The sequence below is a fragment of the Ruminococcus sp. AM31-15AC genome (assembly GCF_003462045.1).
GTDB lineage: Bacteria > Bacillota > Clostridia > Oscillospirales > Ruminococcaceae > Hominimerdicola > Hominimerdicola aceti.
This window is the reverse complement of the sequence record NZ_QTYG01000005.1, coordinates 35,104-50,677: the sequence shown is the minus strand read 5'-3', so window position 1 is coordinate 50,677 and position 15,574 is coordinate 35,104. Positions and strand designations below refer to the sequence as shown.

Here is a 15,574-nt window from a genome sequence, read left to right as displayed (position 1 = left end):
AGTCTACACTAAGCGTAAGGAGAACGTGAATATGGACGTGTACAAATTATGGACCTGCGATGATAACAGCGAAAGCCAACTGAGTTCTACCTCTTCGGAGATAGAAAAGGAAATTGACGTTCTCAGGAAAACTTTTGATTTTGTCAGGCTTCTGAAAGCGGACGGTCCTCATGGAGTGAGCGGCTGCGTTGAAAATCCATGTCAGTGTTTTTCTTTTTGGAAAGTGGACGAGCCTTGTGAAAACTGTATATCCTTAAAAACTTTTATTGATAAAAAGCCGAGAACTAAGCTTGAATTTATGGGAACTGACATCTATCAGGTCTTTTCAAAGTATGTTCAGGTTGACGGAGAGCCGTATGTTATGGAGCTTATCAAAAAGCTTGATGAGGACTCTCTGCTGGGTGTTCAGGACAGAGAAAAGATAATGAATAAGCTGTCAAAATATCATAAGGCAATGTATACTGATGCATTGACAGGTGCGAGCAACAGGAGATATTTTGAAGATAAGCTTAAAAAGTCCCATGTGCCTGCGGGCGTTGCGATGATAGATCTTGACGACTTCAAGGTTTATAACGATACATGTGGTCATGACGCAGGAGATATGGTGCTTGTGACAGTGGTTGATGTTATAAGGCGCTGTATTAGAAAATCTGATGTGCTTGTGCGTTATGGTGGCGACGAGTTTTTGCTTGTCATGCCTGATATTCAGGAGGACGATTTTGCCCATAAGCTCAGGAAGATAAAACGAAATATCCATGCGGCAACTGTGCCAGGGTATTCAAATATACGTTTGTCAGCAAGCGTCGGCGGCGTTTTCTCTGATGGCGATAGCCTTGACGAAGCTGTCAGCAAGGCTGATAAGCTTATGTATCAGGCAAAGACAAAGAAAGATACAGTTGTCACAGATGGTCACGAAAGTGTTGTCGGTGAGCCTCAAAAGCAGGAGATACTTATTGTTGACGATTCAAGTATAAACAGAGAGATACTCTCTGAAATGCTTGGCAATGAATATATCATACATGAGGCGGCAAGCGGCGAGGAGTGTATTGACCTGCTTAATCAGTATGGCACTGGAATTTCACTTGTGCTTTTAGATATAATCATGCCCGAAATGGACGGATTTGAAGTCCTTGACTATATGGCGGAACATCATTGGATAGATGATATACCTGTTATAATGATATCAAGCGAGGATTCTGCGTCCTCTATAAGAAAAGCATATGAGTTTGGCGTTTCTGATTATATCAGCAGACCCTTTGATTCACGCGTAGTGTATCAGCGTGTGTTCAATACCATTAAGCTTTATGCAAAACAGCGCAGACTTATTTCCCTTGTCAGCGACCAGATGTACGAAAAAGATAAAAACAACCGTATGATGATAAGCATACTCAGCCAGATAGTAGAGTTCAGAAACGGCGAGAGTGGAAGCCATGTGGTGAACATAAAGCGCATAACGGAACTGCTTTTAGATAGGCTTCCTATGCGCACAAACAAGTATACTGTCAGCGGCACTGAGCAGCTTCTCATACCAATGGCTGCGGCACTCCATGATATTGGCAAGATAGGCATTGACGATAAGATACTCAATAAGCCCGGCAGGCTAACAAAAGAGGAGTTTGAGATAATGAAAACTCACTCCGCTATCGGAGCGAATATGCTTGAAAGTCTTGAGCAGTTCCGTGACGAGCCACTCTTGAAGATAGCCCATGACATATGCAGGTGGCACCATGAGCGTTATGACGGCAGGGGCTATCCTGACGGACTAAAAGGCGACGAGATACCCATATCGGCTCAGATAGTTTCTGTCGCCGACGTTTATGACGCACTTGTCAGCGAGCGAGTTTACAAAAAGGCGTATTCTCATGAAAAGGCTATGGCATTGATACTTAACGGAGAGTGCGGCACATTCAACCCTGTGCTTGTCGAATGTCTTAAAGATATTCAGAACGAGCTTGCAAAGGGCGTAGAATAAGAGATGATATGATTTGTAAGGAGTGTCCTGATGACTACTAGAGAATTTTATGAAAGCATTGGCGCAAGTTATGACAACGTTCTGGTACGTTTCGGCAGTGAGAAAATGATAACAAAGTTTGCAAAAAGATTTGCTGATGATACAACTTTTCAGGATATGTGCAAGGCTTTAGAGGAGAAAAACGCCAAGGAAGCTTTCCGTATGGCTCACACCCTCAAAGGCATTTGCAGCAATCTTGGCTTTGACGAGCTTTACAAGGCGAGCTATGACCTTACAGAGGATCTTAGGGACGGTGAGCTGTCAGGCTATGAGCAGGATTATGAAAAGGTCTGCGAAAAATATAAGATAGTTTATGACAATGTGACAAAAATAGATAACTGAGTTTTGACCGATAGTCTGTCAGACTGTCGGTTTTATGGTGAGGAGGGGCTTCCACCACATGAGCTTAGAATGATGTCTGTGTTCAATGCGAAGATAGCAAACTTCAATCGCAAAACTATCAAGGGCAGACAGCGTTTCAGAATGAAATATTTAATTCGCCCCAGAAAATAGCAAAGCACCCGTATCATGTGCGATACGGGTGTTTTTTAATCAGAAGCCTTGTTCTTTAAGCTCTTTTACTATATCTACATAAAATTCTCTCACGTCAAAATCCTTGATGTTCTCCCTGAAAAGGTCGATAACGTCGCCATGAGAAATGCCACGCTTACCCTTGTGTTCTATCATCTTGGAGTTTTCACCATAAAGCCCCGACTCAACTGTTACTAGCCCGTCATTGCCCTTGCCGTATGGCTTGTTGAGCAGATAGCCGATATTTAACGGAAAACCAGCGGAACGTATGCTGTTCATTTTGCTCATCACGGAGCGGTAGGAAACCAACTGGCTGTCAGGGGTGCTTGCGTTAAGCTCAGAGCAGTTTTTGTAAGTCAGGTCATAAACGCCATCTAAAAAGCTTGGGTCTTTGTCACCCAGAGCAGTGAAAAGCTTGTTGTATTTTCTATCAACAAAGCTCTGTATGCTCTCAGGAATCTTTCCAAGAAGCATATCAACGAATTTACAGCCATAGTGTGGCGTGTTTATGGTGGTAAGAGTTGCCACATATTTGTCCATGCCGAGGTGAGAGATAGCGTATCTCGAGTCAAGCCCGCCCTTTGAGTGTGCGATTATGTTGACCTTTTCTGCACCGGTTTCTGCAATAACTTCTTTTATCCTTTCAGCTACCTCAGTGGCACTGACGGATACTTTGTTGGCGGACTGTTGCTTGCCGTAATAGACCTCTGCGCCATTTCTAATAAGTTCATTAGGTACCCTGCCCCAATAGTTTATTACCTGCCAATCACGGAAGAATATGCCATGCACCATAAGTATAGGATACTTTGTCTTGCATATCTCGTTCTCTTTTCGTGCAGCGTCAAGGTCAAGCTTTGCCTGCTCGAAGTAGTATTCACTTCTCGCTGCCTTGTAGAATTTTCTGAACACGATGCAGTTCACAAGAGGTATGTACCAGGTGAATAACAGAATAACATACCACAGTATTTTCACCTGACGTGCCGAAGCCGCTATCCGCACAATGCCACTCAGACACAAAAGCGTTGTTATAGCATAAGCGCAAAGTGCATTTGCAAGAAGCCGCCAACCGTTCAGCTTTGTAAAGCAAAGCGCTGTCACTATTATAAGCTGTATAACGCTTTGCAAAACACCGCAGCCAAGTACAAACGCTCCGGAATCAAGCCGTCGGATTTTTCCATGAGAACCTTTGCGTCCATGTGATTTGAACATGAAAACCAAGGTGTATAGTGCCAAAAGTATGATGATAAGCGTTTTGAGCAGAGAATTTATGTCAATAAGTTTCCACAGCGCAGGTGCGTTTGCAAGCAGAAGCACCGGTATAGAAAGAAAAGTTCCCCTGATTTTTTTCATTTTTTTTACCCCTTAAAGATTATTTTTCAGTTTTACGTGTCTAATATCGTTTCCCACAAACATAATAGGCATGAAACAGCCTGTGAGCCTCGAAACTATACGCTCATTATATTTTGCATTGTATTCTTCATTGGTGAGATTAGTAGAGATTATCGTTGGCCTGCCAAGGTTGATACGCTCGTTGATTATTTCATAGATCACAGAATCGGTAAAGCTCGTTTGAAATTCTGAGCCGAGGTCGTCAAGGATAACAAGGTCGGCATTCTCTATGATGTCAAGTGTCTGACCTGTAGCTCTGCCGAAATGCTCGTCCTCTATCTGTCTGAGAAGCTTAAGCAGAGAGGCAAAAATGACGCTGTAACCCTTTTGTATAAGTTCATTTGCAATGCAGGCTGAAAGAAAAGTCTTGCCAAGACCTGTTTTGCCAATGAAAAACAGTGATGGAGAGTTTTCATGAAATTTGTCAGCATATGCACGGCAGTTTGAATACACCGTTCTCATTTTATCTCTCGGTGACATTCCGTTACCGTCGCTTTCAGGATAAAATTCTATCCTGAACTCAGAAAAATCGTGGAGCTGGATACTGCAATTCTCGTTAAGCTCCTCAGTGGTGTATTTTTTCAGCAAGTCGGTGAAGCACTGGCACTTCACTCCGTCACGATAGCCATAATCACAGCATTTAGGACAGTAATAGTGATAATCAAGGTAGTCTTCAGGATAACCTCCCATTTTAAGCAGCCCTTTAATGGCACGTTTAGTATTGGCATTGTTTTGACGCATTTTTTGTATATATTCTCTTCCATGAGCATTTTTGCCTACTATGCCCTTCATGAGTTCACAGTTATTTGCTTTTAGTGATCTTGTAAGAACCTCTATTTCAGGAAGTCGCTGTGCTATCTCCTGAGCGTGAACCTCATGCTCGTTCATGACAGCTTCACGCCGTCTTTTAAGTTCATTTTCAGCCTTGTCATAGGCAGTTATTGAATATTTCATTTTTTACTCCTTATCATAGTTTTCCTGACTTTTCTAGATCAAAATTCATTGCGAATTTTTCAAAATCATCAAGATTATAGGAAGTTTGCTTATTAGTATTCTTATTTTTCTTGGAGGTGTGGTACTTTTCGTCCTCGTGTGTGACCTGTTCAGGGGTAGTGATGCTCTTGCCAGCCCAGTTTGACAGTATAGTGTCTATATATTTGTAATTCAGTTTGTTGGTATTGTCAACGCACTTGTTATAGGCTATCTCCAGCATTTCAACAGTGAAGCCCATTGTTAGCCACTTTTCTATAAACTCAAGCTGCTGCTTTGACGGCTTTGCTGTCTGTCCGAAAATTTTCAGTACCTTGAATTCATACTTTTTTATGTTGGAAAGCCTAATTATTTCTTGTTCAATTTGTTGATAAGTACAGATGTCTTGTTCAAACCACCCTCGCATTACTGTCACAAGGTAAGACACGTTGTGCTTTTCAAGTGACACACAGTATTCTGCGGCTAAGAGAATAGATGCAGCATCAAATCGGTAATATTCATAAAGAGCAAGAAGTTCCCCTTGCTCAGTTCCATTGATAGTGCGTTGTAAAACGGTTTGTATCTCGTCAAAGAGATGTGCAAGGTTAGGGTCTTTCTGCTGTTTTTCCAATATCTCAGAATTTTTGTATCTTATGCACAGCTTGTTTGAAACGCTCTGACGTTTCGGGGCAACTGCCTCAACTTTTGAAACAGGCTCGGTCTTTGTTTCAGGGTCTGAAACAGGTGTAGAAACGGCTTTGACCTGTGCAGACTTTGCCATATCACTGCGTTCTGTGGTGATGACTCCTAGTGATACCCAATGTGTCACAGCGTCAATGACAGTGTTCTCAGAAAGCCCAGACTTTTCCGCAAGCTTTGCACTGTCGCATTCACGTTCCGTTGAACAGAGTATGCAGAGAAGTACCTTTACAAAGTCGCCATCACTTAATTTTATGTATTTATCGACCACTTTAGACGGCACTGAAAAACTGCTTCCCCAGTGGTCGCAATCAAAAGTATATTTCATGATCTATCCTCACAAATATGATTAAAATTATCCAAGATAATTATATCACATAATCTGAGCATTTGCAACAGGATTTGTGCATTTGACTTTTGGTAAATAAAATGCTATAATAGGCTAATACCAAAGAAACGGAGAGATAAAAATGATAAGAAAATTTGTGCCTGAGGACAGGGAAGATTACATCAGATTTTCCACTGAGTTCTATAATTCTTCTGCGGTTGACAAACCTGTTCCAAGAGAGCATTTTGAGCAGGGCTTCGATGAAATGATGAGGTCTGATGTGTATGTGCAGGGTTATATGCTCGTTTGTGACGGCAATAATGTTGGCTACTGTGTTACAATGAAAACATATTCAGTTGAAGCAGGCGGTATTACTATATGGATAGATGAGCTTTTTGTGCTGGAGGAATACCGCTCAAAAGGTCTGGGCAGAGAGCTTTTTAAGTATATCGAGGAAAATGGCGACAAAAAGCTCCGCCGTATCCGACTTGAAGTCGAGCTTGAAAACGGCAGAGCCATATCGCTTTATAAGAAAATGGGCTTTGAGCCTGCGCCTTACGACGGAATGTGGAAAACTATTTTATAGTTCTCTCATGAATTTCCCTTGAAATGCTGTCGCAAACCTTATTAAGGGCAGTGTGGTCCATTGCGGCGATATAATACTTTTCTATCTCGTCATGGACTTTCTTGGCTTTCTTGATGCCTGAATACACTTCCTCTGCAAGGTCGGAGGCGGTGACTTTATCTAATCTCAGTCTTGTTTTCAGGGCTGAGATCTTTTTCTTGTCATAAAATCTGCCCATGTTGATAGCTTTTTCAAAGCCGTCAAGCTTGCTTATAGGGGAATTTATCACAAATGCGATGCCAGCCTCCGGGATAAGCAAATGCTCGTAAAGTGTGTTGCCAAATAGGATAGCAGGGCAGAGGATAACATCGTAACCTCGCTTTACAGCCTGCTGTGCCATGAGGGTGACGAACTTGTGGGAAGCGGCATAATAATCATCGTTCATGGCGAACACGTCAAGGTAGCTGTCAAGAGTGGCAAGCTGCGTCATACAGCCGTATTCTGTCAAGGCGGTCAACTGTCTAAGATCAGTTTTGCCACTGCCAGAGCCTTTTTTGTTTAGAAGACGTTTTGCTGATCGTTCTGTGAAGCTTTTCAGCTTTTCCTCCAGCAGACAGCCTTCACCGCAATTGTAGGTATCGAAGCAAACGTTAGACAGGGCAGTGGTAAACCTTTTGCTTCTTGCCAAAAGCGACTTGTTTTTGTCTGTGACCTCGATTATTTCAGATTTGAAGGCCTTCAGCTTTTCTTCGTCCCAATACTCTCCTAAGTTGATTATTTTCTGACAAACTCCTGGATATGAACATTCCATAACGTGGGGCGCAGTGCCGTCGCAGATTATGGCCTTTGATGTATGCAGAACGATTGCATCAAGGGAAGCAGGGTCAGAGGAGCAATAAAATCTAGTGACGTCCTCTGTCGGTTCAAACTCAGCGGCTATCTTTTTCATAAGTGAAGATTTTCCCGTGCCTGCACCTCCTTTGAGTATGAATGTGAAATACTCCTTATCAGCCATTATCTTGCCAAATTCCGTGGAAAAACCATTCTGCGTCATTGCACCCAAAAAATACTTTTCTGACATAAATTACCCTCCATATCTCAAACGCATTAGATCAGTGTGACTGCGTTTGCATTTTCATTTTTATAATATGTCAGAAAAAGCATGATTGTTCAAAAAAATTAGGTGGACAAAAAAAGCTTGAATAAAGTAAAAAAACTTTCATTGCATGACGTTGCAACTTGATATTGTAATAACGACTTTATCTTTCCTGCCGACAGTCGGGTACAAAACACCGTCTGCTTTATGCAGTGCCTTTTTTACTATTGCAGAACTTTTCATTATGTTCCGCCTTTCTTATCTATCTTAATTCTGCGGTATCATATAGCTAGTTATGACTAACTTGTGAACTTTTATGATAGCACAACAAGGTGGAAATGTCAATAGAATTGGGGCGATGGAAGGCGGTAAGGACAGAAAAATACCGATACAGAGGGGGCTGTATCGGTGGAATATATGGGTAAAGCTTAGTCTGGAAATTCAAGAGATCTTGTACATATCATTTTTGTAGAACATTATTGAATCGTTTTTTTCAGAGCGCCTTAGAACGGTAAGGACATTATAAACATCTGGAAATGGCGAAACCATACCCATACACGCCATACCAAAATTCAATCCATTAAATACTCTAAATTCGGCAGGACTAATTAAAAATAATATAAAAGGAACCACCCCAAGAACAAAAGGCAGCAGACACATCAATATAAACCTATCTCGTTTTAATGGATATGATGCTAATGCCACGAATGTTGTCTTTCCTTTAATTCTTCCTATTGTTACATCTGCGTCCTTAGGATAAACGATTCCGTGTAACCACTCGTGAATTATCAACAATAAAAAGCCTAAAGCAAATCCCACCAGAATAAATATTGGAGAGATCACGACCACCTTGCACACAATGGTTTTACCAAGCATAGCGGCAAAAAGTAAAACACATAGAATTACAGCTATCGGCAACGCTTTTTTCATCAGTTCATCGACGCTCTTAGGCGTTTCTATCTTTATTGCATTATCGGGTAAGTTTCCTGTTTGATATTTATTTATATCTTTTATTGACCACACAATTTTTATCATATTACATACCTTTGTTTATCTAATCTCGATTTATCGTCTAATTATATCGTATTATTCATTATACCACACCATATGCACCAAAGTCAAGCAAACTATTCGATCCGATATAGTTTGAAACTATATCTATCCCACAGAAATAAATATTTTACTATCGCCTTTTTTCGTGCTATACTAAATACCAGCAAACCAATAGGAAATAAACTGTAGTAAAATGAAAGAGGTAATAAAAATGAGCAATAATATCAAAGTACCATGCCGCTACGATTTTGTGGGCAGCTTTCTCAGACCTGACTATCTGAAAAAGGCAAGAGCAGATTTTGAAAAGGGCACTATCACAGCCGAGCAGCTTAAAGAGGTAGAGGATAAGGCTATCCTTGATCTCGTTGCAAAGCAGAAAAAGGCTGGTTATCATATCATCACTGACGGAGAGTTCCGCAGAGCCACATGGCATCTTGACTTTATGTGGGGCTTCAACGGCGTTGGTCACAGCAAGACACAGACAGGTCTGCCATTTCATGGCGAGGCAGCAATGATAGATGATACATATCTCACAGGCAAGGTATCAGTTGGCGACCACCCATTTGTTGAGCATTTTAAATTTGTTAAGGCTCTCGAGGACGAGAACACAGTCGCAAAGCAGACTATCCCTGCACCTGCACAGTTTCTTGAGCAGATGATAATGCCTTTCGCACTGGAAAACACAAAGAAGTATTATAACGATACAGAAGAGCTTGTTCAGGATATCGCAAAGGGCTACAGAAAAGTCATCGCTGACCTTTACGCAGCAGGTTGCCGCAACATTCAGTTTGACGATTGTTCATGGGGCATGATAGTTGACCCTAATGCAAAGGCTATTTTTGGAGTTGACGACGCAGGTCTTGAGGATATAAAAAGACTTCTGTTGAGAATAAACAACCTTGCTATCGATGGCAAGCCTGAGGATCTTGTTATCACAACACACGTTTGCCGTGGTAACTTCCACTCAACATATGCAAGCAGCGGTGCTTATGACAGCGTTGCAGAAACACTTTTCGCAGGTGAGAACGTAAGCGCATATTATCTTGAATTTGATGATGAGCGTTCAGGTGGCTTTGAACCTTTGAAAGCAGTAAGCGGCGACAAGAAGGTAGTCCTCGGACTTATCACATCAAAGAAGCCTGAACTTGAGGACAAGCAGGCTGTTATCGACCGTATCCACGATGCTGCAAAATACATCTCACTTGACAGACTTTGCCTTAGCCCACAGTGCGGTTTTGCGTCCTGCGAGATAGGCAACAAGCTCACAGATGAGGAGCAGTGGGCAAAGCTCGCTCTTGTTAAGGAAATCGCAGAGAAAGTTTGGGGATAACCAACAGATTTAACATATATCCCGAGGGATACTCAATATTCTTGATAAAAAATGACTCACGTCAAAACATATCCAACTTATTAACAGATCATACGAGTGCAGAGAAAAGGACAAATAAAAAAGTAGGGAGCGTTTCCAAATCGGTAGCGCTCCCTATAATATTACTTGTGGCTCTTAGGTTTCTGTTTTAAAATCTCTTGGATCTCTGCAAGATGTTTGGCTGTAAAGGTAATTAATTCTGTATAATGAAACTTGACACATACAAATAAAATGTGTCAAGTGATATTGACAAAACCATGGTGAGGGAAGTGATGTGATTTTTCTCAAATATGTTGATCCGATTTTCTTTTTCTATTTTCCATTGTCAATTCTGAAAAAATGTGCTATAATCATACTGATAATCAGCTGCATTGGCGGAGAATGGAGGAAAATATCTTGTGTTTTACAGTAATATTGGCGGATGATGAGCCACAGATTTTAGAAGGAATTCGGGATTCTGTGGAGTGGGAAACACTGGGGTTTCGTGTCATTGCAACAGCACTGAACGGAAATGAGCTTCTGGAACAGACGGAAACGCTTCGTCCTGATTTGGTAATCAGCGACATTAAAATGCCGTTTCTGGACGGATTGGAAGTGGCGAGAATCCTGCATGAGAACATGATGCATATCAAAATTGTCCTTTTTTCCGGCTGGGACGATTTTGAATATGCACAGCTTGCCATTCGGTATGGGGTATCGGAATATGTGCTGAAACCCATCGACTTTCAGGAGATGCAAAACCTGCTGAAAAAAATCCACAGAGAATTAGAAACGGAGTTGGAACAGCGTCAAAATCAGGAGCGTTTTGCGGAAATTTATCAAAAGAGCCTGCCATTGTTGCAGGAGCAGTTTCTAATACAGCTGGTCAGAGGCTCACTTACCCCAGAACAGATGCAGCGGCAGCAAAAAAATCTGTCGGTTTCGCTGGATGCCAATCATTTTTGTGTGGTCATTATGAAGATCACGGAGGAAAGCGATGATTATCTGTCGCAGTTTTCCGTGGCAGAATCCGTCAATGAGATGCTGCAGCAGGTCTGTCCCTTTCGGACATTTCGTTATCTGGACAAGATCATTTATCTGTTGCTGCTCTCTGCACCGTTGGAAATGATACGGATTCAGAAAGCACTGAACGAAGCCTCTCATATTTCCAAGCACTATAACCAAGTGGCATTTTCCTGCGGCATCGGCAGCATCTGTGAAAAGCTAGAAGAGTTGCCAGCTTCGTTTTCACAGGCAATGGAGGCGTTGGAATACAGCGTTGTGTCCGCAGAAGAGTCTGTGACCTCTTATCAGGATGTGGAATTGTACGAAAACCACGTGTACACCTCTATATCCACAGAGAAACTGGAAATGGCGATCAAGCTGGAAGATCAGGAAAAAGTGCAGAAAGAAGTGGAAAAGCTGGTGACACAACTGGAAGAGAGCCACTATAATTTCAATGCTTACCAGTCAGCAATTCTGGAGATCATCTTTTCCATCTCTGGCATTTTTCGCCAGTATCACATGATGGACGACGAAATATTCGCCGATGCCAAGCGTATGACTATGAAGGTCCTGTCCCTGGAAACGGGAGAGCAGCTGAACGCATGGCTGCTGAATTACTGCGACTATATCATTTATGCGATTCACCAGAGGAAGGTGGATCGGAACAGCATCCTTGCACAAAAGGCCATGGAATATGTCCAGCAGCATTACGGCAATGCGGAGTTGTCCGTGGACGAGGTGTGTGCCTATCTGCATGTCAGTACATCTCACTTTTCCAACATCTTCCGCAAAGAAACCGGCATGAGCTTTCTTGCGTTCCTGACGAAGAAGCGAGTGGACGAGGCAGTTCGCCTGCTGAAGACAACGGACGAAAAAAGCAGAGTGATCGGAGAAATGGTCGGCTATCCGGAACCCAATTATTTCAGCTATGTCTTTAAGAAAAACATGGGCATGTCGCCGGCAAAATTCCGAAAAGAACTGGCAACGGGGAACTAGCATGAAAAAGATATTGCAATTGTTGCACCGGAAGATTGACGGAAAGAGCATTCGTCTGATTTTTACTGCCCTGTTTTTCCTGACCGTCAGTCTGTTCACTGCACTGATCATCTCCCTTTATTCAGAGTATACCAAGGCACAGATCACCGCTTTTTTGCAGGAGAAAAATACCCAGCAGCTGCGGCGTATGAGTTTCAGCATTGAGGAAGATGTGGACGACACCATTGAGCTTGCCAATACCGCCTATTATCAGATCATCAAGAGCGCTGACCTGCAGGCACTTTTGACGGAACAGACTTTGTCGGATTTCTGCCAGCTTCATGAAAACAAGATTTTGTATGCCGCCATTTATGATATTGACGGGGCGCTGCTCTGGCAGAATGCAGAGAATTATGATACAGAATCGGTGGACAGTGCTGCATGGTTTCAGGCAGCAGAAACTGAAATTGACACCGTCGCATTTGATGTGCCTCATTATATCCAGACAGCAGCAGGATTTCAAAAAGCCATGACCGTTTCCCGCTATGTGGAGCTTCGGGACGGTGGAAAGAGCCGTTCTGGAATTTTGCGGTTTGATGTCTGCATGGACAACATGGAGGCAGAGCTGAACATCTATCCGGCATCACAGACGGATTATTTTTATCTGATGGACAACGAAGAGCATCTGATCTGCTATCCCTTTGAGAAACGACTGAAGAGCGGTGTGCGAACCGAATGGACGCTGCATGCACCGAAAAATCAGGTGGTTTTGCAGGACAAAAAGGAGTGGCTGCTCCAGCAGCAAACCATAGGATATACCGGCTGGAAACTGATCTCTGCTGCTTCTTTGACGGAAGAACTGCAAAACAACACGCAGCTCAGAACCGGAATCGCAGTCATTGTTCTGCTGATGGCGGTGGTTTCTGTGATATTGGACTTTTTGATTCAGCGTCTGATGATCGCACCGGTTTTGCGGCTCTCCGAAACCATGAAACGGTTTGGACATGGGGAATTGCAGGTTCGTGCAAAAGCAGAGAGCTGCGGAGAAATCAGAGGACTTTCCGACGGCTTTAATGACATGGCGGAAAAGACAAATCAGCTGATGGAACGAGTGCGGAAAGAGGAACGGGAAAAACAGATTACCGAGCGAAAGCTTCTGCAATCTCAGATCAATCCCCACTTTTTGTATAACACGCTGGATTCCATTATCTGGATGATACAGAGCAAAAAGTATGAGGGTGCCGGAAAAATGGTGTCCATGCTGGCAAAGTTTTTCCGCATCTCTTTGAGTCAGGGAAAGGACATTATCACGCTGAAAAAGGAACTGGAACACGCCGTCAGCTATCTTTCCATTCAAAATGTGCGGTTTCAGGATAAGTTTACATTTACGGTGGATTGGGACGAAAAACTGGCGGACTGCCTGTGTCCCAAGCTGGTGATCCAGCCACTGTTGGAAAATGCAGTCTATCACGGCATGGAGGGCATGTATGAAGACGGGGAGATCCAACTGAAGATCTATGCGGTAAACGAACTGGTGCACATCGATGTGATCGACAACGGCGAGGGTATGACCGAAGCACAGGTGCAGAAGATGATACAGGGCGATGTGGTGTCCAGCAAGCGTGGCTCCGGAATTGGTGTGAAAAATGTCAATGACCGAATCAAGCTGTATTTCGGTGAGGCATATGGCGTACAGATAATCAGTGCACCGGATGAGGGAACTACGGCACGCATCTATTTTCCCATGAGGAGGCAGGAAGATGAAATTGAAAAATAAGGTGCTCTGGGTCTTTGCCGGAGGGATTCTGCTGGTACTGCTGTTGTTTCTTGAACAGCAGTTCTTTCAAACAAGAAAAAAACAGATCGCCGTGATTTTGTCGGAAGATGCAGTGTCCGATTTCTGTGCGTTTCAGGAGGGCATCTATGACGGTGCAGAGGATTGTGCGGTGTCACTTCGTATCATACACACTCCGGAGCTCTCGGAAAACGCATGGGCGGAATTGCTGTCTGCACAAAAAAAGCAGGGCTGTGACGGTGTTCTGCTGTTCTGTCCGGAACAATACTACACCGGAAGCGAAAAGTTCTATGCCGAAATACTGGAGCAATGCAAGCTCCCTGTTTTCTCTGTCACCTATGCACCTGCTTTTTTTCACGGTGCTTATAGCGATGGCATGGAACAGATCTCCGAGATCCTATCCCCGCAAATCCAAGAGGCAGCACAGGGTGCGTTCGAAATTTCCGCAGATACCACGCAGGCAAAGAGTGTGCGAATTGCGGAGTCTGTGGAGCAGTGTCTGAAACAAAATGATGCGGTATATGATCGGGATACCAGTTTTGAAAACGGCTCTAAAACACTGCTGGTCTGCGGAGAAACAGACGACACCAAAGCTTTTTCCCGTGCGGCGGCAGTCATTCAGATCTGCCCCGAACAGCCGGATTATACATTACTGACAAGCGGTGCGGTGGACATGATCGTGACAGAGAATGATTATGGGTTTGGGTATCAGGCAATCGCCTATCTGACAAAGCGTATGCAGGGGAAAAATGTGCCGTTTTCTCCGCCAGAACTGCGTGAGGTCACAAAGGAAAATCTGTTCGATGCCCAACAGGACGCACTGCTGTTTGAATAGGAGAAGTGCCATGAAAAAGAAGAACCTTATTTTCTCTGCGGTCGGCGTTGGACTTCTGGCTGCTGCTATGGTGGGCGGATTTGTCCACTTTCAAAAGCAGCACACTGACCGTTTTTTGAAAGTGGGAATTGCGGTATATGATCTGGAAGACCCCTATATTCAGACATTGACAGATGCTATTCGCAGTCAGCTGAAAGATAAGACCATCGACGGAAGGGAGACATCTACGATGTTTTTGATGCCTCCGGCAGTGCGGTAACACAGAACACACAGCTTTACGAAATTTTGCAGCAGGAGTATGACGTGATCCTCTGGAATCCGGTTTCGCCCACTAATGTCGTGGGGATACTGGAGGATGCACAGGAACAGGATGTGCCGGTGATTCTGTTCAACCGTGAACCGGCGAAAGCGGATCTGGAGGAGCAGGACAATGTATGGTACGTCGGCACAGAGGCGAAAGAAGCCGGAAATATGCAGGGAGAAATGCTGATTCAGGCTTGGAATACCTGTGAGATGGACAAGAACCGGAACGGCATGCTGGACTATATTCTGGTAGAGGGAGAACAGGCACATACCGATGTCATCAACCGTACCGATGCGTTTCTGCAAACGGCTTCTGCTGCACTTCCTCTGAATCAGCTCCATGTGATCTCCGCGGACTGGGCGAGAACCTCTGCACTGCGGGAGATGCAGAACCTCTCCGCAGAGGAGACAACTGAAGTCGAGGCGGTGATTTGCAGCAATGACAGCATGGCATTGGGTGTCGCAGATTTTTATGCAAAGCAGAAGCTGCCGCTGCCAGTCATCATTGGTATCAATGGGATTCAGGACATGCAGGATGCCATTGATGCGGGGTGATTTACGGGACGGTAGATCTGAATGTTCCGGAACAGGCAAAAACTATTTTTGCAATCATTCAGGGATATTTCGATGCCGGAGCAGAAATGCCGAAAGAAAAAGTCTGCTATCTTCCGC

The 15,574-nt window shown here is 43.6% G+C and carries 15 protein-coding genes; 10 read left to right on the top strand and 5 right to left on the bottom strand.

Going from position 1 to position 15,574, the window contains the following annotated elements; translation table 11 throughout:
* The first annotated feature begins 31 nt into the window (after positions 1-31).
* From DW793_RS02535 to DW793_RS14540, 3 genes are read left to right on the top strand one after another with little or no spacing between them, the layout of a single operon-like run.
* Complete coding sequence (locus DW793_RS02535; protein ID WP_118156977.1) at positions 32-1,972, top strand: diguanylate cyclase; 1,941 nt, start codon at positions 32-34, stop codon at positions 1,970-1,972.
* A 30-nt stretch (positions 1,973-2,002) separates the two neighbouring features.
* Positions 2,003-2,353, top strand: a complete 351-nt coding sequence (locus DW793_RS02530; protein WP_117878444.1) for an Hpt domain-containing protein — start codon at positions 2,003-2,005, stop codon at positions 2,351-2,353.
* A 3-nt stretch (positions 2,354-2,356) separates the two neighbouring features.
* Complete coding sequence (locus DW793_RS14540; RefSeq protein ID WP_181983494.1) at positions 2,357-2,524, top strand: hypothetical protein; 168 nt, start codon at positions 2,357-2,359, stop codon at positions 2,522-2,524.
* Positions 2,525-2,563: 39 nt separating this feature from the next.
* Here DW793_RS14540 and DW793_RS02525 read toward each other — a convergent pair whose 3' ends face one another.
* The 3 genes from DW793_RS02525 to DW793_RS02515 are packed head-to-tail and all read right to left on the bottom strand — an operon-like array spanning position 2,564 to position 5,927.
* Entirely contained in the window at positions 2,564-3,892 is a 1,329-nt protein-coding gene (locus DW793_RS02525; protein ID WP_118156976.1) for an esterase/lipase family protein, read from the bottom strand.
* A 12-nt stretch (positions 3,893-3,904) separates the two neighbouring features.
* Positions 3,905-4,885, bottom strand: coding sequence for an ATP-binding protein (locus tag DW793_RS02520; protein WP_118156975.1), 981 nt, complete (start codon positions 4,883-4,885; stop codon positions 3,905-3,907).
* 13 nt (positions 4,886-4,898) lie between these two features.
* Complete coding sequence (locus DW793_RS02515) at positions 4,899-5,927, bottom strand: DnaD domain protein (RefSeq protein ID WP_118156974.1); 1,029 nt, start codon at positions 5,925-5,927, stop codon at positions 4,899-4,901.
* Between the two features lie 142 nt (positions 5,928-6,069).
* On the opposite strand from DW793_RS02515, the gene DW793_RS02510 reads away from it, so the two are divergent.
* Complete coding sequence (locus tag DW793_RS02510; RefSeq protein WP_022287322.1) at positions 6,070-6,513, top strand: GNAT family N-acetyltransferase; 444 nt, start codon at positions 6,070-6,072, stop codon at positions 6,511-6,513.
* On the opposite strand, the gene DW793_RS02505 is transcribed toward DW793_RS02510, so the two are convergent.
* Both DW793_RS02505 and DW793_RS02500 read right to left on the bottom strand, forming a co-directional pair.
* Positions 6,503-7,573 (bottom strand): ATPase, encoded by a 1,071-nt coding sequence (locus DW793_RS02505; protein ID WP_118156973.1) that lies wholly within the window; start codon positions 7,571-7,573, stop codon positions 6,503-6,505. The two genes, DW793_RS02510 and DW793_RS02505, sit on opposite strands and share 11 nt — an antisense overlap.
* 456 nt (positions 7,574-8,029) lie before the next feature.
* On the bottom strand, positions 8,030-8,623 hold the full coding sequence (locus tag DW793_RS02500) for a DUF3267 domain-containing protein (protein ID WP_117897498.1): 594 nt from the start codon (positions 8,621-8,623) through the stop codon (positions 8,030-8,032).
* Positions 8,624-8,852: 229 nt separating this feature from the next.
* On the opposite strand from DW793_RS02500, the gene DW793_RS02495 reads away from it, so the two are divergent.
* The 6 genes from DW793_RS02495 to DW793_RS02470 all read left to right on the top strand — a co-directional run bounded on the left by DW793_RS02495 (position 8,853) and on the right by DW793_RS02470 (position 15,457).
* A complete protein-coding gene (locus DW793_RS02495; RefSeq protein ID WP_118156972.1) occupies positions 8,853-9,971 on the top strand; it encodes a 5-methyltetrahydropteroyltriglutamate--homocysteine S-methyltransferase in 1,119 nt (372 codons plus the stop codon).
* Between the two features lie 435 nt (positions 9,972-10,406).
* Positions 10,407-11,990 carry a response regulator gene (locus tag DW793_RS02490; RefSeq protein ID WP_181984370.1) on the top strand — a complete coding sequence of 528 codons (1,584 nt, stop codon included), beginning with the start codon at positions 10,407-10,409 and terminating at the stop codon, positions 11,988-11,990.
* 1 nt (position 11,991) lies between these two features.
* Positions 11,992-13,746 carry a cache domain-containing sensor histidine kinase gene (locus DW793_RS02485; protein ID WP_181988270.1) on the top strand — a complete coding sequence of 585 codons (1,755 nt, stop codon included), beginning with the start codon at positions 11,992-11,994 and terminating at the stop codon, positions 13,744-13,746.
* Complete coding sequence (locus DW793_RS02480; RefSeq protein WP_118156970.1) at positions 13,730-14,599, top strand: hypothetical protein; 870 nt, start codon at positions 13,730-13,732, stop codon at positions 14,597-14,599. The genes DW793_RS02485 and DW793_RS02480 overlap by 17 nt, the downstream gene beginning before the upstream one ends.
* A gap of 10 nt (positions 14,600-14,609) precedes the next feature.
* A complete protein-coding gene (locus DW793_RS02475; RefSeq protein ID WP_118156969.1) occupies positions 14,610-14,858 on the top strand; it encodes a hypothetical protein in 249 nt (82 codons plus the stop codon).
* Positions 14,822-15,457, top strand: coding sequence for a substrate-binding domain-containing protein (locus DW793_RS02470; RefSeq protein WP_118156968.1), 636 nt, complete (start codon positions 14,822-14,824; stop codon positions 15,455-15,457). The genes DW793_RS02475 and DW793_RS02470 overlap by 37 nt, the downstream gene beginning before the upstream one ends.
* The last annotated feature ends 117 nt before the right edge of the window (positions 15,458-15,574 follow it).

What these genes read in the sequence shown, in the direction of transcription:
- DW793_RS02535 (WP_118156977.1), top strand. Translation starts at nt 32, where the DNA reads ATGGACGTGTACAAATTATGGACCTGCGATGATAACAGCGAAAGCCAA.
- DW793_RS02530 (WP_117878444.1), top strand. Translation starts at nt 2,003, where the DNA reads ATGACTACTAGAGAATTTTATGAAAGCATTGGCGCAAGTTATGACAAC.
- DW793_RS02525 (WP_118156976.1), bottom strand. Translation starts at nt 3,892, where the DNA reads ATGAAAAAAATCAGGGGAACTTTTCTTTCTATACCGGTGCTTCTGCTT.
- DW793_RS02520 (WP_118156975.1), bottom strand. Translation starts at nt 4,885, where the DNA reads ATGAAATATTCAATAACTGCCTATGACAAGGCTGAAAATGAACTTAAA.
- DW793_RS02515 (WP_118156974.1), bottom strand. Translation starts at nt 5,927, where the DNA reads ATGAAATATACTTTTGATTGCGACCACTGGGGAAGCAGTTTTTCAGTG.
- DW793_RS02510 (WP_022287322.1), top strand. Translation starts at nt 6,070, where the DNA reads ATGATAAGAAAATTTGTGCCTGAGGACAGGGAAGATTACATCAGATTT.
- DW793_RS02505 (WP_118156973.1), bottom strand. Translation starts at nt 7,573, where the DNA reads ATGTCAGAAAAGTATTTTTTGGGTGCAATGACGCAGAATGGTTTTTCC.
- DW793_RS02500 (WP_117897498.1), bottom strand. Translation starts at nt 8,623, where the DNA reads ATGATAAAAATTGTGTGGTCAATAAAAGATATAAATAAATATCAAACA.
- DW793_RS02495 (WP_118156972.1), top strand. Translation starts at nt 8,853, where the DNA reads ATGAGCAATAATATCAAAGTACCATGCCGCTACGATTTTGTGGGCAGC.
- DW793_RS02485 (WP_181988270.1), top strand. Translation starts at nt 11,992, where the DNA reads ATGAAAAAGATATTGCAATTGTTGCACCGGAAGATTGACGGAAAGAGC.
- DW793_RS02480 (WP_118156970.1), top strand. Translation starts at nt 13,730, where the DNA reads ATGAAATTGAAAAATAAGGTGCTCTGGGTCTTTGCCGGAGGGATTCTG.
- DW793_RS02475 (WP_118156969.1), top strand. Translation starts at nt 14,610, where the DNA reads ATGAAAAAGAAGAACCTTATTTTCTCTGCGGTCGGCGTTGGACTTCTG.